Raw genomic sequence first — 19648 nt, 5'->3', positions numbered from 1 at the left:
AACGCGCAGGAAATGATCCAGAACATGCGAAAGACTTTTGGTAACGCCTGCGCCCTTGAACCTGGAAATTGTGGCCCCATATACCGGAACAGAAGCGCGAGTTGAGTTCGCGCATGATTTTGAAAGGAGAGATCTATGGCTGACGAACAGACGCAGGATACGCAAACTCCAGACGCCAACGCGGCTGCCGGTGATGAGCTGGCGACACGCGTGCAAGTGCTCGAAGAGCAATTGTCCGCTGCGCAGGATCAATCTTTGCGTGTTGCCGCCGATCTGCAGAACGTCCGCCGCCGTGCCGAGCAGGACGTAGAGAAGGCTCATAAATTCGCGCTGGAAAAATTCGCCGGTGATCTGTTGCCGATCATCGACAGCCTGGAGCGTGGTCTTGAGCTGTCCAACCCGGACGACGAAAACATCCGCCCAATGCGCGAAGGCATCGAGCTGACCCTGAAAATGTTCCAGGACACCCTGAAGCGTTATCAGCTGGAAGCTATCGATCCGCAAGGCGGTGAGCCTTTCAACGCTGAGCACCACCAGGCCATGGCCATGCAGGAAAGTCACGACCTGGAGCCTAATAGCGTGATGAAGGTGTTCCAGAAGGGCTACCAACTCAACGGTCGCTTGATGCGCCCGGCAATGGTGGTGGTGAGCAAGGCTCCTGCCGCCGATGCACCTCCTGCACCTTCTATTGATGAGCAGGCTTGAAATCCGCCGCAAGGCCCCCATCTATAAGTCAAGCGTTTAAGTACTACCGCGGTTAGCCACCACTGCTGCGGCAAAAAAATTAAAGTTTCGGGAGAGTAAATCATGGGCAAAATTATCGGTATTGACCTGGGGACCACCAACTCCTGCGTCTCCGTGCTGGAAAACGGCGTTGCAAAGGTTATCGAAAACGCCGAAGGCGCACGTACCACTCCGTCGATCATTGCTTACGCGAACGACGGTGAAATCCTCGTCGGCCAGTCGGCCAAGCGTCAGGCTGTAACTAACCCGCATAACACCCTGTACGCGGTAAAGCGTCTGATCGGTCGTAAGTTCGACGAAGAAGTTGTACAGAAAGACATCAAGATGGTGCCTTACAAAATCGCCAAGGCCGACAACGGTGACGCCTGGGTTGAAGTAAACGGCCAGAAAATGTCGCCGCCGCAAATCTCGGCTGAAATCTTGAAGAAGATGAAGAAGACTGCCGAAGACTACCTCGGTGAAGCCGTGACTGAAGCGGTGATCACCGTTCCGGCCTACTTCAACGACAGCCAGCGCCAGGCAACCAAAGACGCCGGCCGCATCGCGGGCCTCGACGTAAAACGCATCATCAACGAACCTACCGCAGCCGCACTGGCTTACGGCATGGACAAGGCCAAGGGCGATCACACTGTGATCGTTTATGACCTGGGTGGCGGTACCTTCGACGTTTCCGTGATCGAGATCGCTGAAGTTGACGGCGAGCACCAGTTCGAAGTGTTGGCCACCAACGGCGATACCTTCCTGGGTGGTGAAGACTTTGACATTCGTCTGATCGACTACCTCGTTGATGAATTCAAGAAAGAAAGCGGCATGAACCTCAAGGGTGACCCGCTGGCCATGCAGCGCCTGAAAGAAGCCGCTGAGAAAGCCAAGATCGAGCTGTCTTCCGCTCAGTCGACCGACGTCAACCTGCCGTACATCACTGCAGACGCAACCGGTCCTAAGCACTTGAACGTGAAGATCTCGCGCTCCAAGCTCGAAGCGCTGGTTGAAGACCTGGTTCAGCGCACTATCGAACCTTGCCGTATTGCGCTGAAAGACTCCGGCATCGATGTTGGCTCGATCAACGACGTGATCCTGGTTGGCGGCCAGACCCGTATGCCTTTGGTGCAAAAGCTGGTAACCGAGTTCTTCGGCAAAGAAGCACGTAAAGACGTCAACCCTGACGAAGCCGTTGCCATGGGTGCTGCGATCCAGGGTGCGGTACTGGCTGGTGACGTGAAAGACGTACTGCTGCTGGACGTAAGCCCGCTGACCCTGGGTATCGAAACCATGGGTGGCGTGATGACTGCGCTGATCGAGAAAAACACCACGATTCCTACCAAGAAATCCCAAGTGTTCTCGACTGCTGATGACAACCAGGGCGCCGTGACTATTCACGTGCTGCAAGGTGAGCGTAAGCAAGCCGCCCAGAACAAGTCCCTGGGCAAGTTCGACCTGGCTGAGATTCCACCAGCACCACGTGGCGTGCCACAGATCGAAGTGACCTTCGACATCGACGCCAACGGCATCCTGCACGTTGGCGCGAAGGACAAGGCTACCGGCAAAGAGCAGAAAATCACCATCAAGGCCAACTCCGGCCTGTCTGATGAAGAAATTCAACAGATGATCCGTGATGCCGAAACCAATGCTGAAGCGGACAAGAAGTTCGAAGAGTTGGCCGGTGCTCGCAACCAGGGTGATGCGCTGGTTCACTCGACTCGCAAGATGATCGCTGATGCTGGCGACAAAGTGACTGCCGAAGAGAAAACTGCAATCGAAGCAGCAGTGGTTGCCCTGGAAGCTGCCATCAAGGGCGACGACAAGGCCGCCATCGAGGCGAAGGTTGAGGAACTGTCGAAAGTCTCCGCGCCGGTCGCTCAGAAAATGTACGCCGAACAAGCTCAGCCGGCTGACGGTGCTGCGCAACAAGCAGAGCCTGAAGCCAAGCACGATGATGTTGTCGATGCCGAGTTCGAAGAAGTTAAAGACAACAAGTAAGTTGGTTGTCCGGTTGACCGCTGACAAGCGGTGACTGGTAGGATGTCGCCGCGCGGGAGCTAGCTCCCGCGTTGGCGTGTCTGGGGTATGCGAATTTTTACAGCATGCGACAACGCTCGGATGCTGGCGGTGTGACCGGGAATGCTCCTGCTTTCCGAATGACAATCACCGCGTTTTTGGCCGGGTCCCTGGCTGAAAGCAGTAATGACCAGGATCGTTGAATTGACGTGAGTTGGGTCCGGGCCTGTATTGGGGCTCAACGAGTTTGGCAGGGTTCAGGAGGGCCAGGCCGGACGTCCTTAAGAGTGCAAAGACTTATGGCAAAGCGTGACTATTACGAAGTATTGGGTGTGGAGCGCGGGGCCAGCGAGGCGGACCTGAAAAAGGCCTACCGCCGCCTGGCGATGAAGCACCACCCGGACCGTAATCCGGATAACAAAGAATCCGAAGAGATGTTCAAGGAGGCCAACGAGGCCTACGAATGCCTGTGTGATCCCAATAAGCGTGCGGCTTACGACCAGTATGGGCATGCCGGCGTCGACCCGAGCATGGGCGGCGGCGGTGCCGGTTTTGGTGGCCAGAACTTCTCCGATATTTTTGGCGACGTGTTCAGCGACTTCTTTGGTGGTGGTCGCGGTGGTCAGCGTGGCGGTGCCCAGCGTGGCAGTGACCTGCGCTACACCCTGGAACTGAACCTGGAAGAGGCCGTACGCGGTACCAGCGTCAATATCCGTGTACCGACGCTGGTCAATTGCAAGCCGTGCGACGGTTCGGGTGCGAAGAAAGGCTCCTCGCCGATTACTTGCCCGACCTGTGGTGGTATCGGTCAGGTGCGCATGCAGCAGGGCTTCTTCTCGGTGCAGCAAACCTGCCCGCGTTGCCATGGTCAGGGCAAGATCATTTCTGATCCGTGCGACTCCTGCCACGGCGAAGGCCGCGTCGAAGAGTACAAGACCCTCTCGGTGAAAGTGCCGGCAGGTGTGGATACCGGTGATCGTATTCGCCTGTCGGGCGAAGGCGAGGCGGGTACCCAAGGCGGTCCGACGGGCGATCTGTACGTGGTGATCAATGTGCGCGAGCATTCGATCTTCCAGCGCGATGGCAAGCATTTGTTCTGCGAAGTGCCGATCAGCTTTGTCGATGCAGCCTTGGGTGGCGAGCTGGAAATTCCGACCCTTGATGGTAGGGTCAAGCTCAAGATTCCTGAAGGTACTCAAACCGGAAAGCAGTTCCGCATTCGTGGTAAAGGCGTTGCGCCGGTACGCGGTGGTGCTGCTGGCGACCTGATGTGCCGCGTAGCGGTGGAAACCCCCGTTAACCTGGGGCGTCGTCAGCGCGAATTGCTCGAAGAATTCCGTAGTTCGCTGGAGGGTGACGATTCCCACTCGCCGAAAACCACTGGCTTTTTCGATGGCGTGAAGCGCTTCTTCGGCGACCTGTAAGGAAGTGATATGCGACGTATAGCCGTAATGGGCGCTGCCGGGCGCATGGGCAAGACACTGGTCGAAGCGGTGCAACAGCGTTCGCCGGCCTCTGGGCTGACCGCGGCGATTGTTCGCCCAGGCAGCACGTTGATCGGTGCTGATGCCGGTGAATTGGCTTCTTTGGGGCGCATCGGTGTTTCGTTGTCGGGCAGTCTTGGGCAGGTGGCTGACGAGTTCGATGTATTGATCGACTTCACCTTGCCGGATGTGATGCTGAAAAACCTGGCGTTCTGCCGCAAGGCGGGCAAAGCCATGGTGATTGGCACGACAGGCTTGAGTGCTGAGCAGAAGCAGTTGCTGGTGGAGGCGGGCAAGGACATCCCTATCGTCTTTGCCGCCAACTTCAGCGTGGGTGTGAACCTGTCGCTGAAACTGCTGGATCTGGCGGCGCGTGTGCTGGGTGATGAGGCGGATATCGAAATAATCGAGACCCATCACCGTTACAAGATCGACGCGCCCTCCGGTACTGCACTGCGCATGGGTGAAGCCATAGCCGATGCGTTGGGTCGCGATCTGTCGAAAGTGGCTGTGTACGGGCGCGAAGGTCATACAGGTGAGCGTGCGCGCGACACCATTGGCTTTGCGACCGTGCGCGGTGGTGATGTAGTGGGCGATCACACAGTGCTGTTCGCCACCGAAGGCGAACGCCTGGAGATCACGCATAAGGCCTCCAGTCGCATGACGTTTGCCAAGGGGGCGGTACGTGCTGCGCTCTGGTTGGAGGGGCGCGAGCCTGGCTTGTACGACATGCGCGATGTGCTGGATCTGCACTAATCAGTAGCTAAAACTGGGGCCCACGATTATCCTGAGGCCCCGTTTTTACCCGCTAAGCGACGTCCTGTCGCATTCCCCTGCCTTTAAGGCTCATTAGCGGTGGACCAAAAAAGCCTTTTTCTGTAAGCTACAGCTTTAGTGTGTCCACTAAAAGCGCGCAGAATAATTCAGTGAAGAAGCGGGGTGACGTGTCCATACGTCACTCCGCTTTTTTACAACCTGCGATCGCCCTTTCAGGCTTTATTTACGGGAGGTCTTCTTGACTAAGCCAGCCATACTCGCCCTTGCTGATGGCAGCATTTTTCGCGGCGAAGCCATTGGAGCCGACGGTCAAACCGTTGGAGAGGTAGTGTTTAACACTGCCATGACCGGCTATCAGGAAATCCTTACCGATCCTTCCTACGCCCAACAGATCGTTACCCTGACCTATCCGCACATCGGCAACACCGGTACTACACCGGAAGACGTCGAGTCTGATCGTGTCTGGTCGGCGGGTCTGGTAATTCGTGACCTGCCACTGGTTGCGAGCAACTGGCGTAACACGATGTCGCTGTCCGATTACCTGAAAGCCAACAATGTTGTGGCGATCGCCGGTATCGACACGCGCCGCCTGACGCGCATCCTGCGTGAGAAAGGCTCGCAGAACGGCTGCATCATGGTCGGTGACAATATTTCCGAAGAGGCGGCGATTGCCGCAGCACAAGGTTTCCCTGGCCTGAAGGGCATGGACCTGGCGAAAGTCGTCAGTGTCAAAGAAAAGTACGAGTGGCGCTCCACTGTCTGGGATTTGAAGACTGACAGCCATGCGACCATCGATGCTGCCGAGTTGCCTTACCACGTGGTCGCCTACGACTACGGCGTCAAGTACAACATCCTGCGCATGCTGGTCGAGCGCGGTTGCCGCGTGACCGTGGTGCCGGCACAGACCCCGGCCAGCGACGTGCTCGCCCTGCAACCCGATGGTGTGTTCCTGTCCAACGGCCCGGGTGACCCCGAGCCATGCGACTACGCCATCCAGGCCATCAAGGACGTGCTGGAAACCGAGATCCCGGTATTCGGCATCTGCCTGGGCCACCAGTTGCTGGCCCTGGCCTCCGGCGCCAAGACCCTGAAAATGGGGCACGGCCACCATGGTGCAAACCACCCGGTACAAGACCTGGATACCGGCATTGTGATGATCACCAGCCAGAACCACGGTTTTGCGGTAGATGAAGCCACCTTGCCAAGCAACGTGCGCGCCATTCACAAGTCGCTGTTCGACGGTTCCCTGCAGGGCATCGAGCGCACCGACAAGAGCGCGTTCAGCTTCCAGGGCCACCCTGAAGCCAGCCCGGGCCCGAACGACGTAGCGCCGCTGTTCGACCGTTTCATTAATGAGATGGCCAAGCGACGCTGACTGACTGGCCTGCGGGCGGCCCCGAGCTTCGGTGGCCCCCGCAGGCTTTTCAAAGATTGTTCATGACGGCTTGCCGACTGACCTGCGGATTTGAGTGACAAACCCATGCCAAAACGTACAGACATAAAAAGCATCCTGATTCTCGGCGCTGGCCCGATCGTGATCGGCCAGGCCTGCGAATTCGACTACTCCGGAGCCCAGGCCTGTAAAGCCCTGCGCGAGGAGGGCTACCGCGTCATCCTGGTGAACTCCAACCCGGCCACGATCATGACCGACCCGGCCATGGCCGACGCCACCTACATCGAACCGATCAAGTGGCAGACCGTGGCCAAGATCATCGAGAAAGAGCGTCCGGACGCGCTGCTGCCGACCATGGGTGGCCAGACGGCGTTGAACTGCGCCCTGGACCTGGAGCGCGAAGGTGTCCTGGAGAAGTTCGGCGTGGAGATGATCGGTGCCAATGCCGACACCATCGACAAGGCTGAAGACCGTTCGCGCTTCGACAAGGCCATGAAGTCCATCGGCCTTGACTGCCCGCGCTCCGGTATTGCCCACAGCATGGAAGAGGCCAACGCGGTTCTCGAAAAGCTGGGCTTCCCATGCATCATCCGCCCGTCCTTCACCATGGGTGGCACCGGTGGTGGCATTGCTTACAACCGTGAAGAGTTCGAAGAAATCTGTGCCCGTGGCCTGGACCTGTCTCCGACCAAGGAGCTGTTGATCGACGAATCCCTGATCGGCTGGAAAGAGTATGAGATGGAGGTTGTCCGCGATAAGAAGGACAACTGCATCATCGTTTGCTCCATCGAAAACTTCGACCCGATGGGTGTGCACACCGGTGACTCGATCACTGTTGCTCCGGCGCAGACCCTGACGGATAAGGAATACCAGATCATGCGCAACGCCTCGTTGGCGGTATTGCGTGAGATCGGCGTTGAAACCGGTGGTTCCAACGTTCAGTTCGGTATCTGCCCGGACACAGGCCGCATGGTCGTGATCGAGATGAACCCGCGTGTATCGCGTTCTTCGGCACTGGCTTCGAAAGCTACCGGTTTCCCGATTGCGCGTATCGCTGCCAAGCTGGCGATCGGTTACACCCTGGACGAGCTGCAAAACGAAATCACGGGCGGCGCTATGCCGGCGTCTTTCGAGCCGTCTATCGACTACGTCGTGACCAAGCTGCCGCGCTTTGCCTTCGAGAAGTTCGCCAAGGCTGATGCGCGCCTGACCACCCAGATGAAGTCTGTCGGTGAAGTCATGGCGATCGGTCGCACTTTCCAGGAGTCCCTGCAGAAAGCCCTGCGTGGCCTGGAAGTCGGTGTTTGCGGCCTGGACGAGAAGCTCGACCTGAGCAATCCGGAAAGCATGAGCATCCTCAAGCGCGAGCTGACCGTGCCGGGCGCCGAGCGTATCTGGTATGTGGCTGACGCCTTCCGTGCCGGCCTGAGCGTCGAAGATATCTTCGGCATGAACATGATCGACCCGTGGTTCCTTGTGCAGATCGAAGATCTGATCAAGGAAGAAGAGAAGGTCAAGACCCTCGGTCTGTCGTCTATCGACCGCGACTTGATGTTCCGTCTCAAGCGCAAAGGCTTCTCCGACCAGCGCCTGGCCAAGCTGCTGGGTGTGACCGAGAAGAACCTGCGCACCCATCGCCACAAGCTGGAGATCTTCCCGGTCTACAAGCGCGTTGATACCTGCGCAGCCGAATTCGCCACCGACACCGCCTACATGTACTCCACCTACGAGGAAGAGTGCGAAGCCGCGCCGTCGGACCGCGACAAGATCATCATTCTGGGTGGCGGTCCGAATCGTATCGGCCAGGGCATCGAGTTCGACTATTGCTGTGTACACGCCGCCCTTGCGCTGCGCGAAGACGGGTACGAGACCATCATGGTCAACTGCAACCCGGAAACTGTTTCCACTGACTACGACACTTCCGACCGTCTGTATTTCGAACCGGTAACGCTGGAAGACGTCCTGGAAATCTGTCGCGTCGAAAAGCCCAAAGGTGTAATCGTCCAGTACGGCGGGCAAACTCCGCTGAAGTTGGCGCGTGCCCTCGAAGCCGCCGGTGTGCCGATCATCGGCACCAGCCCGGACGCTATCGACCGTGCCGAAGATCGTGAGCGTTTCCAGCAGATGGTTGAGCGCCTTAACCTGCGTCAACCGCCAAACGCTACCGTGCGCAGCGAAGACGAAGCCATCCGTGCTGCCAGCAAGATCGGCTACCCGTTGGTGGTGCGTCCATCCTACGTACTGGGCGGGCGGGCGATGGAAATCGTCTACGAAGAAGACGAACTCAAGCGTTACCTGCGTGATGCGGTGAAAGTGTCCAACGACAGCCCGGTGCTGCTGGACCACTTCCTCAACTGCGCTATCGAAATGGACGTGGATGCGGTTTGCGATGGTACCGACGTGGTGATCGGCGCAATCATGCAGCATATCGAACAGGCGGGCGTTCACTCCGGTGACTCCGCATGCTCGCTGCCGCCGTACTCGCTGCCGGCGCACATCCAGGACGAGATGCGCGAGCAGGTCAAGAAAATGGCTCTGGAGCTGGGTGTGGTCGGCCTGATGAACGTACAGTTGGCGCTGCAAGGTGAAGACATCTACGTCATCGAAGTCAACCCGCGGGCTTCGCGTACCGTGCCGTTTGTTTCCAAGTGCATCGGTGTGTCCCTGGCCATGATCGCGGCCCGTGTGATGGCCGGTAAGACCTTGAAGGAAATCGGTTTCACCAAGGAAATCATTCCAAACTTCTACAGCGTGAAAGAGGCGGTATTCCCATTCGCCAAATTCCCTGGTGTGGACCCGATCCTGGGCCCGGAGATGAAGTCCACCGGTGAAGTGATGGGCGTGGGCGATACCTTCGGTGAAGCGTTCGCCAAGGCTCAGATGGGGGCCAGTGAAGTGCTTCCGACCGGCGGTACTGCGTTTATCAGCGTGCGTGATGACGACAAGCCACTGGTTGCAGGGGTTGCCCGTGATCTGATCAACTTGGGCTTTGAAGTCGTGGCTACCGCCGGGACCGCCAAGCTGATCGAAGCTGCCGGCCTGAAAGTACGTCGCGTGAACAAGGTGACGGAAGGCCGTCCGCACGTGGTCGACATGATCAAGAATGACGAAGTCACGCTGATCATCAACACCACCGAAGGTCGCCAGTCGATCGCGGACTCCTATTCCATTCGTCGTAATGCCTTGCAGCACAAGATCTACTGCACCACCACCATTGCTGCTGGCGAAGCCATCTGCGAAGCGCTCAAGTTCGGTCCGGAAAAGACCGTGCGTCGCTTGCAGGATTTACATGCGGGATTGAAGGCATGAGCATAACCAAATACCCAATGACCGTTCAGGGTGCCAAGGCCCTGGAAGAGGAGCACGCCCATCTCACCAAGGTCGTACGTCCAAAGCTGAGCCAGGACATCGGTACGGCCCGCGAGCTGGGTGACTTGAAGGAAAACGCCGAATACCACGCTGCCCGCGAGCAGCAGGGTATGGTCGAGGCGCGGATTCGTGACATCGAGGGGCGCATGCAGAATGCGGTGATTATCGATGTCACGACCATCCCGCATACTGGCAAGGTGATCTTTGGCACCACGGTGGAAATCGCCAACGTCGAGACCGATGAGAGCGTGACCTACCAGATCGTGGGAGAAGATGAGGCTGACTTCAAAAAAGGCAAGATCTCCGTCGGTTCGCCGATTGCTCGTGCCTTGATTGCCAAGGAAGAGGGCGACGTGGTTGCTGTGAAGACGCCGAGTGGCGTGATCGAGTACGAGATTGTCGAAGTTCGTCACATCTGAAAAAAAGCGCCCGCTTCGTGCGGGCGCCATGCTTTGGCAGCTCTCCCAGATGCTTTGGGTCGGCGGTCTGTGGCTGTTACATATTGGCGTGTTACCGGCGCTGGGCCTGATTGGCCTGGCACCGCTGCTGATCGACGAGGTCGACGGATTATTGAGTGCGCTGCTGGTAGGTTTTGCGGCGGCGTGCGTAATGCTTCAGGCGTTAGTGCTGATCAAGGCTGAAGGCTTGGGGAGTCTGTGGCGAGATATTCGTGGGCAACTGCTGTTGATGGCGCTGTATGCGTGCGCGATGTTTTGCGTGGTGCATGTATGGCTGCCGGAAGCGTTGCGCTGGCGGCTGTTCAGCTATCTTGTGCTAGGGTTCTCCGGCCTGGTGCTGGTGATGCAGCCAGTCCCGGGATGGAGTGGCAGGGCGCGCGAAGCACGCCCGTGACCCTTTTTGTTACTTGAAGCGGTGTACGTTCGACAGTTGCTTGTTGACGCTGAAGTTCTTGCGATACAGCAGCGCCATCTTGCCGATGACCTGGACCAGGTCCGCCTTGCCCGCCTTGCACAGTTCTGCAACGGCAGCCAGGCGCGCTTCGCGATCAAGGATATTGACCTTGATCTTGATCAGTTCGTGATCGTTCAGTGCGCGTTCAAATTCGGCTAACACACCTTCAGTCAACCCGTTGTCTGCCACAATCAGAACTGGTTTCAGATGGTGGCCAATGGATTTGTACTGTTTCTTCTGCTCTTGAGTGAGCGGCATAATCTGACCCCTGCGTCTGATCTTGTAAAAAGCGGCGGCCAGTTTACCCGAGCGAGTCCGGGACCGCCCAGTTAATCACGACCCGTTTTATTTTTCGAGGTGGCCCGTGGCCCGTTCCAAAACTAGCCTTAAGTGGCTGCAAGAACATTTCAACGATCCTTACGTCAAAAAGGCGCAGAAGGATGGGTATCGCTCCCGGGCCAGCTACAAGCTGCTGGAGATCCAGGACAAGGACAAGTTGATTCGTCCGGGCATGAGCGTTATCGACCTTGGTGCGGCCCCCGGTGGCTGGTCCCAAGTGACCAGTCGTCTGATTGGTGGGCAAGGTCGACTGATCGCTTCCGACATCCTTGAGATGGACAGCATCCCGGATGTCACCTTCGTCCACGGTGATTTTACCCAGGACGCGGTGCTGGCCGAGATTCTGGAGGCTGTAGGAAATTCGCAGGTAGACCTTGTGATTTCCGACATGGCCCCCAATATGAGTGGATTACCGGCTGTTGATATGCCGCGAGCCATGTTCCTGTGTGAATTGGCATTGGATCTGGCGGGGCGCGTATTGCGTCCAGGTGGTGATTTCCTGGTGAAAGTGTTTCAGGGTGAAGGTTTCGACGAGTACCACAAGAACATCCGCAAGTTGTTCGACAAGGTTCAGACGCGTAAGCCGGACTCCTCCCGGGACAGGTCCAGGGAGCAATACCTGTTGTGCCGCGGCTTCCGCGGCGTCGAAGGCGCGGCGAGCGAAGAGCGTTTTTGAGAATTTCGAGGAGGGCGATAGGTTTTTTTATATCGCTTTCGTCATGAGGCTTTACGAATATTGTGTGGTCAAAGTTTCACAAAGGGTTACAGACGGCGCCTGCCAGAGATGTAGGTAATGTAGTAAGTTAGGCCGGTGAATATCATGCGAAGCGCGCGCCAGTAGCGGAGCTTGCTTCAGAGGGTAGTTAATTGAACGATATGGCAAAGAATCTGATCCTGTGGTTGATCATCGCGGCTGTCCTGGTGACGGTGATGAACAACTTCTCCAGCCCTAACGAGCCGCAGACCCTCAACTATTCCGACTTCATCCAGCAAGTTAAGGATGGCAAGGTCGAGCGCGTAGCGGTTGATGGCTACGTGATTACCGGTAAGCGCATCGATGGCGACAGCTTCAAGACCATTCGTCCGGCAATTCAGGACAATGGGCTGATCGGCGACCTGGTGGATAACAAGGTCGTCGTGGAAGGCAAGCAGCCGGAGCAGCAGAGTATCTGGACCCAGCTCCTGGTAGCCAGCTTCCCGATCCTGGTGATTATCGCCGTGTTTATGTTCTTCATGCGCCAGATGCAGGGCGGGGCAGGAGGCAAGGGCGGGCCGATGAGCTTCGGCAAGAGCAAGGCGCGCCTGCTCTCCGAGGATCAGGTGAAGACCACCCTGGCTGACGTTGCCGGTTGCGACGAGGCCAAGGAAGAAGTCGGCGAGCTGGTTGAGTTCCTGCGCGATCCGGGCAAGTTCCAACGCCTGGGTGGTCGTATTCCTCGCGGTGTGTTGATGGTGGGTCCTCCGGGTACCGGTAAAACCTTGCTGGCCAAGGCGATTGCCGGTGAAGCCAAGGTGCCTTTCTTTACCATTTCCGGTTCTGACTTCGTCGAAATGTTCGTCGGCGTGGGTGCAAGCCGTGTTCGCGATATGTTCGAACAGGCCAAGAAGCACGCGCCGTGCATCATCTTTATCGACGAAATCGACGCCGTTGGTCGCCATCGTGGCGCCGGCATGGGTGGTGGTCACGATGAGCGTGAGCAGACCCTCAACCAGTTGCTGGTCGAGATGGATGGTTTCGAGATGAATGACGGCATTATCGTCATCGCCGCAACCAACCGTCCGGACGTGCTGGACCCTGCACTGCTGCGTCCGGGCCGTTTCGACCGTCAGGTCGTGGTTGGCCTGCCGGATATCCGTGGCCGTGAACAGATCCTGAAAGTACACATGCGCAAAGTGCCAATGGGTGACGACGTGGCACCGGCTGTGATTGCCCGTGGTACGCCTGGTTTCTCCGGTGCTGACCTGGCCAACCTGGTCAACGAGGCTTCTTTGTTCGCTGCCCGTACCGGCAAGCGCATTGTTGAAATGAAAGAGTTCGAGCTGGCCAAAGACAAGATCATGATGGGCGCCGAGCGCAAATCCATGGTCATGTCCGAGAAAGAGAAGCAGAACACCGCTTATCACGAGGCGGGTCACGCTATTGTCGGTCGCGTTGTGCCTGAGCATGACCCGGTCTACAAAGTGTCGATCATCCCGCGCGGTCGGGCCCTGGGTGTGACCATGTTCCTGCCGGAGGAGGACCGCTACAGTCTCTCCAAGCGGGCACTGATCAGCCAGATCTGTTCGCTGTACGGCGGCCGGATTGCGGAAGAAATGACCCTTGGTTTCGACGGTGTGACCACCGGCGCGTCCAACGACATCATGCGTGCCAGCCAGATTGCCCGGAACATGGTGACCAAGTGGGGCTTGTCGGAAAAACTGGGTCCCTTGATGTATGCCGAGGAAGAGGGTGAAGTGTTCCTGGGTCGTGGTGGTGGCGGTCAGAGCGCCAGCTTCTCGGGTGAGACAGCCAAGCTGATCGACTCCGAGGTTCGCAGCATCATTGACCAGTGCTACGGCACGGCCAAGCAGATCCTGACTGATAACCGCGACAAGCTTGACGCCATGGCTGATGCGCTGATGAAGTATGAGACCATCGATGCCGACCAGATCGACGACATCATGGCTGGCCGTACGCCGCGTGAGCCTCGTGATTGGGAAGGTGGTTCGGGTACCTCGGGCACCCCGCCCGTAGTTCAGAATGAACTCCCTGAAGCCCCGATCGGTGGCCCGGCGGCTGACCATTAAGGTTTGAAATGACTTCTGCGTTGTCCTCTACCCGGTTGCCTTGCGGCAACCGGGTTCTTGATTTGGCCCATACACATGTCATGGGCATTCTCAATGTAACCCCTGATTCCTTTTCCGATGGCGGCCGTTTCAGCCAGGTAGACGCTGCGTTGCGCCACGCCGAGGCGATGGTGGCCGCTGGCGCGACTTTGATTGATGTCGGTGGTGAATCGACCCGGCCTGGTGCTCGTGTTGTTTCGCCATTGGAAGAGTTGGAGCGAGTGGCGCCGGTTGTCGAGCGCATCGCCCGCGAGCTGGATGTGATTATCTCGGTGGACACTTCCACTCCGGCGGTGATGCGCGAAACTGCTCGTCTGGGGGCGGGACTTATCAACGACGTACGTTCGTTGCGACGTGATGGTGCCCTTGATGCCGCCGCAGCGACCGGCCTGCCTGTCTGTCTGATGCATATGCTGGGTGAGCCCGGCAATATGCAGGATAATCCGCACTACAACGACCTGATTGGCGAAGTAAGTGGGTTTCTTGCTGACAGGATGGCCCAGTGCGTGGCTGTGGGAATTGCACCTGAGAAGATCATCCTTGATCCGGGATTTGGCTTTGCCAAGACCCTGGAGCACAATTTGAGCCTGTTCAAGCACATGGATGCTCTGCATGCCCTTGGTCGCCCGCTGTTGGTGGGTGTCTCGCGCAAGAGCATGATCGGGCTCGCCTTGAATCGCCCGGTGGGCGAGCGCTTGTATGGCGGCCTGGCGCTTGCGGCGCTTGCCGTGACCAAGGGCGCACGTATTTTGCGTGTGCATGATGTCGCCGAAACGGTCGATGTGGTGCGCATGCTTGCTGCTGTAGAATCAGCCGAATAAGAATGATGGAGCACTTATGACTAAAAAATATTTTGGCACCGACGGTATTCGTGGTCGGGTCGGCGAATTTCCGATTACTCCTGATTTCATGCTCAAGCTGGGCTGGGCGGCAGGCATGGCGTTCCGCAGCATGGGCGCTTGTCGCATCCTGGTAGGCAAAGATACCCGTATCTCGGGTTACATGTTTGAGTCAGCGCTGGAGGCCGGCTTGTCGGCCGCCGGAGCCGATGTGATGCTGCTGGGGCCTATGCCCACACCGGCGATCGCATATCTGACGCGCACGTTCCACGCTGAGGCTGGGATTGTAATCAGTGCCTCTCATAACCCTCATGATGACAATGGCATCAAGTTCTTTTCCGGGCAGGGCACCAAATTGCCTGACGAGATCGAGCTGATGATCGAAGAGCTGCTGGATGCGCCGATGACGGTGGTTGAATCCAGCAAGCTAGGCAAGGTGTCGCGTATTAATGACGCATCCGGCCGTTATATTGAATTCTGCAAAAGCAGCGTTCCAAGCAGTACCAATTTTGCCGGGTTGAAGATCGTCGTCGATTGCGCCCATGGTGCGACCTACAAGGTAGCGCCGAGCGTCTTCAAGGAGTTGGGCGCGCAGGTCACGGTACTGTCCGCACAGCCTAATGGCTTGAACATCAACGATAATTGTGGCTCCACCCACATGGAGCAGCTGCAGGCGGCTGTGCTGGCCGAGCACGCAGACCTGGGCATCGCTTTCGACGGCGATGGGGACCGGGTCCTGATGGTGGATCACACCGGTATGATCGTGGATGGTGATGACCTGCTGTTCATCATTGCTCGTGACCTGCATGAGCGTAACAAGCTGCACGGTGGTGTCGTTGGTACCTTGATGAGTAACCTCGGGCTCGAACTGGCGCTGGCAGAACTGGGTATCCCCTTTATTCGTGCCAATGTTGGTGACCGTTATGTGATCGCCGAGTTGCTGGAACGTAATTGGCTGGTCGGTGGGGAGAATTCGGGGCATGTTGTTTGCTTCCAGCACACCACCACTGGCGACGCGATCATCGCCGCGTTGCAGGTTTTGCTGGCCTTGCGTCGTCGTGAAGAGAGCCTGGCCCAGGCACGCCAAGCCCTGCGCAAATGCCCGCAAGTGCTTCTGAATGTGCGTTTTGCCGGTGGCGAAAACCCAATCGAGCACCCGGCAGTCAAAGAGGCTTGCGAGCGTGTGACCCAGGCAATGGCTGGGCGTGGGCGTGTGTTATTGCGCAAGTCCGGCACAGAGCCTCTGGTGCGCGTCATGGTCGAAGGCGAAGACGAAACCCAGGTTCGCGGCCATGCCGAAGACCTGGCAAAACTGGTAACTGAAGTTTGCGCCTGAATTCGGCTTGCCAGTGATGATGTGGTTGGGTAACATCTGCGCCCACTTTGACCGACGAGGTACAGCATGCGTCGCACTATGGTAGCTGGTAACTGGAAGATGCACGGTACCCGCGCCAGTGTCGCTGAGCTGATCAACGGCCTTCGTCACTTGGCCTTGCCTAGCGGTGTTGATGTCGCGGTGTTCCCGCCTTGCTTGCATATCAACCAAGTGGTTGACGGCTTGAAAGGTAAGTCGATTCAGGTCGGCGCGCAGAACTCTGCGGTGGAGCCCATGCAAGGTGCGTTGACTGGCGAGATTTCGCCAAGTCAGTTGGTGGATGCGGGTTGTTCCTATGTGCTGGTCGGGCACTCCGAGCGTCGTCAGATGATGGGCGAGCGTGATGGGACACTCAACCGCAAGTTCGCAGCGGCACAGGCTTGTGGCTTGATTCCAGTGTTGTGCATAGGGGAGACCCTGGAGCAGCGCGAATCGGGCAAGACTCTTGAAGTTGTCTCGCGTCAGCTGGGCAGCATCATTGAGGAGCTGGGTGTTGGTGCGTTTGCAAAGTCAGTCATTGCTTACGAGCCGGTCTGGGCCATTGGTACCGGGCTGACTGCTACACCGCAACAAGCGCAGGATGTGCATGCAGCCATTCGCGCGCAGTTGGCGGCAGAGAATTCTGAGGTCGCACAAGGTGTGCGGCTTCTATACGGCGGCAGCGTGAAGGCGGCCAATGCGGTCGAACTGTTCGGCATGCCGGATATCGATGGGGGGCTCATTGGTGGAGCCTCCCTGAATGCAGATGAGTTCGGTGCGATCTGTCGCGCCGCGGGAAACTGAAAAAATGCTGGAAACAGTCGTAGTCGTTTTTCATCTGTTGGCTGCCCTGAGCGTAGTTGCTCTGGTTTTGTTGCAACAGGGTAAAGGTGCGGATGCTGGTGCGTCTTTCGGTGCAGGTGCTTCAAATACTGTGTTCGGAAGCCAAGGTTCCTCTACCTTTCTTAGTAAGTTTACTGCTATACTTGCCGCCGGTTTCTTCATAACCAGCTTGGGGTTAGGTTACTTTGCTAAAGAGAAGGCTCATGTGCTGACTCAAGTAGGTCTCCCAAACCCAGCAGTGTTGGAAGTACCAAAAGCAAAACCGGCTTCTGATGATGTCCCGGTGCTTCAAGAGCAAAAGTCGGCTACTCCAGCGACTGACGTGCCTCCAGCTCAAGAGCAGAAGTAAGAAGGTTGTAAACGCTGTATTGCCGAGGTGGTGGAATTGGTAGACACGCAACCTTGAGGTGGTTGTGCCCATAGGGTGTAGGGGTTCGAGTCCCCTTCTCGGTACCAATTATCAGGAGAGCCCGCTGTTGCGGGCTTTCTTGTAGGTGGAAGGTTACATTGACCCTGTAAGGGATCGGTCGTATACTTCCGCCCCAGCTTTGTCGCGGGGTGGAGCAGTCTGGTAGCTCGTCGGGCTCATAACCCGAAGGTCGTCGGTTCAAATCCGGCCCCCGCAACCAGTTTTAGCGGAGCCCCTTTTAAGGGGCTTTTTGTTAGCTGGACACTTTCAACGCCGCTGTTCGACGGCGTTTCAAGGATGGGCGTTTCGCCCATTTTTTTATTTTGCACAGCATGCACATACATGCACGAGGGGGTTCAGGTGTCGAGCAAGCTAGAAGAGTTGCAGGCCTTGCTGGCCCCGGTGGTCGTGGCCCTAGGCTATGAATGCTGGGGTATTGAGTTTTCGGCTCAAGGTCGCCACTCAATGTTGCGCGTTTATATCGATAAAGAGGGCGGCGTGCTGGTCGACGATTGTGCAATTGTCAGCCGTCAAATCAGCGGTGTGCTGGATGTTGAAGATCCCATCGCCGTTGAATACACCCTCGAAGTTTCCTCGCCAGGCATGGAACGCCCGCTGTTCACTATCGAGCAGTTTGCTAAATATGCCGGTGAACAAGTGAAGATCAAGCTGCGCTCCCCGTTCGAAGGGCGACGCAACTTTCAGGGCCTTCTGCGCGGTGTAGAAGAACAGGATGTCGTGGTGCAGGTAGAAGACCATGAGTTCCTGTTGCCGATCGATATGATCGACAAGGCCAACATTATTCCCAGTTTTGACTGAGACGCGGATCCCGCGGATCCAATGGCTTGCGAAAGGCGAGGCGTACGATGAGCAAAGAAGTACTGCTGGTTGTTGAGTCGGTATCCAATGAAAAGGGCGTACCGGCAAACGTGATTTTTGAAGCGCTGGAGCTGGCCCTGGCCACTGCTACCAAAAAGCGTTTTGAAGATGAAGTTGATCTGCGTGTGGAAATCAACCGCCACACCGGTGCCTATGAGACCTTCCGTCGCTGGACGGTCGTCGAAGAAGCCGATCTTGATGATCCGGCCATCGAAACCTGGCCGAGCAAGGTTGCGCAGACGCACCCTGGTGCCCAGGTCGGTGATGTCGTCGAAGAAAAGATCGAATCGATCGAGTTCGGCCGCATTGCTGCACAGACTGCCAAGCAGGTCATCGTGCAGAAGGTTCGCGAAGCCGAGCGCGCTCAAGTCGTTGACGCTTATCGCGAGCGCCTGGGGGAAATCATCTCCGGCACCGTGAAAAAAGTCACCCGCGACAACGTGATCGTCGACCTGGGTAACAACGCGGAAGCGTTGCTGGCCCGTGAAGACATCATCTCTCGCGAAACCTTCCGTGTTGGCGTGCGTCTGCGTGCGCTGCTCAAGGAAATCCGCACCGAGAACCGCGGCCCTCAGTTGATCCTGTCGCGTACCGCGCCGGAAATGCTGATCGAGCTGTTCCGCATCGAAGTGCCGGAAATCGCCGAAGGTCTGATCGAAGTCATGGCTGCATCCCGGGACCCGGGTTCGCGTGCCAAGATCGCGGTCCGCTCCAAGGACAAGCGCATCGACCCGCAAGGCGCCTGCATCGGTATGCGCGGTTCGCGCGTCCAGGCAGTGTCGGGCGAGTTGGGCGGCGAGCGTGTGGACATCGTCCTGTGGGACGATAACCCGGCGCAGTTTGTGATCAATGCGATGTCGCCGGCTGAAGTGGCGGCAATTATCGTTGACGAGGATGCCCATGCAATGGACATCGCCGTTGGCGCAGACAATCTGGCTCAGGCCATTGGTCGTGGTGGTCAGAACGTGCGTCTGGCCAGCCAACTGACCGGTTGGACCCTGAACGTGATGACCGAATCGGACATCCAGGCTAAGCAGCAAGCTGAAACCGGTGACATCCTGCGCAACTTCATCGAAGAGCTGGAAGTCGATGAAGACCTGGCGCAGGTGCTGGTAGATGAAGGCTTCACCAGCCTGGAAGAGATTGCCTACGTACCGTTGGAAGAAATGCTCAACATCGACGGCTTTGACGAAGACACCGTCAACGAGCTTCGCGCTCGGGCCAAGGATCGTTTGTTGACTAAAGCCATCGCTACTGAGGAAAAGCTGGCAGACGCCCATCCGGCCGAAGACCTGCTCTCGCTTGAGGGTATGGACAAGGATTTGGCGATGGAACTGGCGGTGCGCGGCGTAATTACCCGCGAAGACCTGGCCGAGCAGTCTATTGACGATCTGCTCGACATCGACGGCATTGACGATGATCGTGCCGGCAAGTTGATCATGGCCGCCCGAGCCCATTGGTTCGAGTAATTAGGCGCGGCCT

At 57.4% G+C, this 19648-nt stretch carries 17 protein-coding genes and 2 tRNA genes; 18 read left to right on the top strand and 1 reads right to left on the bottom strand.

Annotated features, from left to right (window positions below):
* Positions 1-135: 135 nt before the first annotated feature.
* The 8 genes from grpE (at position 136) to ASD70_RS04005 (ending at position 10617) form a co-directional block, all read left to right on the top strand.
* Positions 136-705 (top strand): nucleotide exchange factor GrpE, encoded by a 570-nt coding sequence (gene grpE / locus ASD70_RS04040; protein ID WP_056845709.1) that lies wholly within the window; start codon positions 136-138, stop codon positions 703-705.
* Between the two features lie 102 nt (positions 706-807).
* Complete coding sequence (gene dnaK, locus ASD70_RS04035) at positions 808-2724, top strand: molecular chaperone DnaK (RefSeq protein ID WP_046069556.1); 1917 nt, start codon at positions 808-810, stop codon at positions 2722-2724.
* A gap of 317 nt (positions 2725-3041) precedes the next feature.
* On the top strand, positions 3042-4166 hold the full coding sequence (dnaJ, locus tag ASD70_RS04030) for a molecular chaperone DnaJ (protein WP_056845708.1): 1125 nt from the start codon (positions 3042-3044) through the stop codon (positions 4164-4166).
* 9 nt (positions 4167-4175) lie between these two features.
* Positions 4176-4982 (top strand): 4-hydroxy-tetrahydrodipicolinate reductase, encoded by an 807-nt coding sequence (dapB, locus tag ASD70_RS04025; RefSeq protein WP_056845707.1) that lies wholly within the window; start codon positions 4176-4178, stop codon positions 4980-4982.
* A 259-nt stretch (positions 4983-5241) separates the two neighbouring features.
* Positions 5242-6378, top strand: coding sequence for a glutamine-hydrolyzing carbamoyl-phosphate synthase small subunit (gene carA / locus ASD70_RS04020; protein ID WP_003235052.1), 1137 nt, complete (start codon positions 5242-5244; stop codon positions 6376-6378).
* Positions 6379-6483: 105 nt separating this feature from the next.
* A complete protein-coding gene (carB, locus tag ASD70_RS04015) occupies positions 6484-9705 on the top strand; it encodes a carbamoyl-phosphate synthase large subunit (RefSeq protein ID WP_043048389.1) in 3222 nt (1073 codons plus the stop codon).
* Between the two features lie 2 nt (positions 9706-9707).
* Positions 9708-10184: a transcription elongation factor GreA gene (gene greA, locus ASD70_RS04010; protein WP_043048492.1), complete on the top strand. Its 477-nt coding sequence runs from the start codon at positions 9708-9710 to the stop codon at positions 10182-10184.
* Positions 10185-10212: 28 nt separating this feature from the next.
* On the top strand, positions 10213-10617 hold the full coding sequence (locus tag ASD70_RS04005; protein ID WP_043048387.1) for a hypothetical protein: 405 nt from the start codon (positions 10213-10215) through the stop codon (positions 10615-10617).
* A 9-nt stretch (positions 10618-10626) separates the two neighbouring features.
* Here the strand turns inward: ASD70_RS04005 and yhbY are convergent, their stop codons facing one another.
* A complete protein-coding gene (gene yhbY, locus ASD70_RS04000) occupies positions 10627-10935 on the bottom strand; it encodes a ribosome assembly RNA-binding protein YhbY (RefSeq protein ID WP_043048386.1) in 309 nt (102 codons plus the stop codon).
* A gap of 106 nt (positions 10936-11041) precedes the next feature.
* Between yhbY and rlmE the strand changes: the two genes are divergently transcribed.
* The 10 genes from rlmE (at position 11042) to nusA (ending at position 19635) form a co-directional block, all read left to right on the top strand.
* A complete protein-coding gene (gene rlmE, locus ASD70_RS03995) occupies positions 11042-11692 on the top strand; it encodes a 23S rRNA (uridine(2552)-2'-O)-methyltransferase RlmE (RefSeq protein ID WP_034117848.1) in 651 nt (216 codons plus the stop codon).
* Between the two features lie 200 nt (positions 11693-11892).
* Positions 11893-13803 (top strand): ATP-dependent zinc metalloprotease FtsH, encoded by a 1911-nt coding sequence (gene ftsH, locus ASD70_RS03990; protein ID WP_046069552.1) that lies wholly within the window; start codon positions 11893-11895, stop codon positions 13801-13803.
* 8 nt (positions 13804-13811) lie between these two features.
* The gene (gene folP / locus ASD70_RS03985; protein WP_046069551.1) at positions 13812-14663 is read left to right on the top strand and encodes a dihydropteroate synthase; all 852 of its coding nucleotides are present in this window, start codon (positions 13812-13814) and stop codon (positions 14661-14663) included.
* Positions 14664-14679: 16 nt separating this feature from the next.
* Complete coding sequence (gene glmM / locus ASD70_RS03980) at positions 14680-16017, top strand: phosphoglucosamine mutase (RefSeq protein ID WP_043051840.1); 1338 nt, start codon at positions 14680-14682, stop codon at positions 16015-16017.
* Positions 16018-16083: 66 nt separating this feature from the next.
* On the top strand, positions 16084-16839 hold the full coding sequence (gene tpiA, locus ASD70_RS03975; RefSeq protein WP_056845706.1) for a triose-phosphate isomerase: 756 nt from the start codon (positions 16084-16086) through the stop codon (positions 16837-16839).
* 4 nt (positions 16840-16843) lie between these two features.
* The gene (secG, locus tag ASD70_RS03970; protein ID WP_003194191.1) at positions 16844-17227 is read left to right on the top strand and encodes a preprotein translocase subunit SecG; all 384 of its coding nucleotides are present in this window, start codon (positions 16844-16846) and stop codon (positions 17225-17227) included.
* Between the two features lie 21 nt (positions 17228-17248).
* Positions 17249-17334: transfer RNA gene (locus tag ASD70_RS03965), tRNA-Leu, on the top strand.
* A 96-nt stretch (positions 17335-17430) separates the two neighbouring features.
* Positions 17431-17507 (top strand) — tRNA-Met (locus tag ASD70_RS03960).
* 140 nt (positions 17508-17647) lie between these two features.
* On the top strand, positions 17648-18106 hold the full coding sequence (gene rimP / locus ASD70_RS03955) for a ribosome maturation factor RimP (RefSeq protein ID WP_032867412.1): 459 nt from the start codon (positions 17648-17650) through the stop codon (positions 18104-18106).
* A gap of 47 nt (positions 18107-18153) precedes the next feature.
* Positions 18154-19635, top strand: a complete 1482-nt coding sequence (nusA, locus tag ASD70_RS03950; protein WP_043051766.1) for a transcription termination factor NusA — start codon at positions 18154-18156, stop codon at positions 19633-19635.
* Positions 19636-19648: the final 13 nt, after the last annotated feature.

Source organism: Pseudomonas sp. Root569 (genome assembly GCF_001427465.1).
In the GTDB taxonomy this organism is placed as follows: domain Bacteria; phylum Pseudomonadota; class Gammaproteobacteria; order Pseudomonadales; family Pseudomonadaceae; genus Aquipseudomonas; species Aquipseudomonas synxantha.
This window is presented reverse-complemented; position numbering and strand designations above follow the sequence as displayed.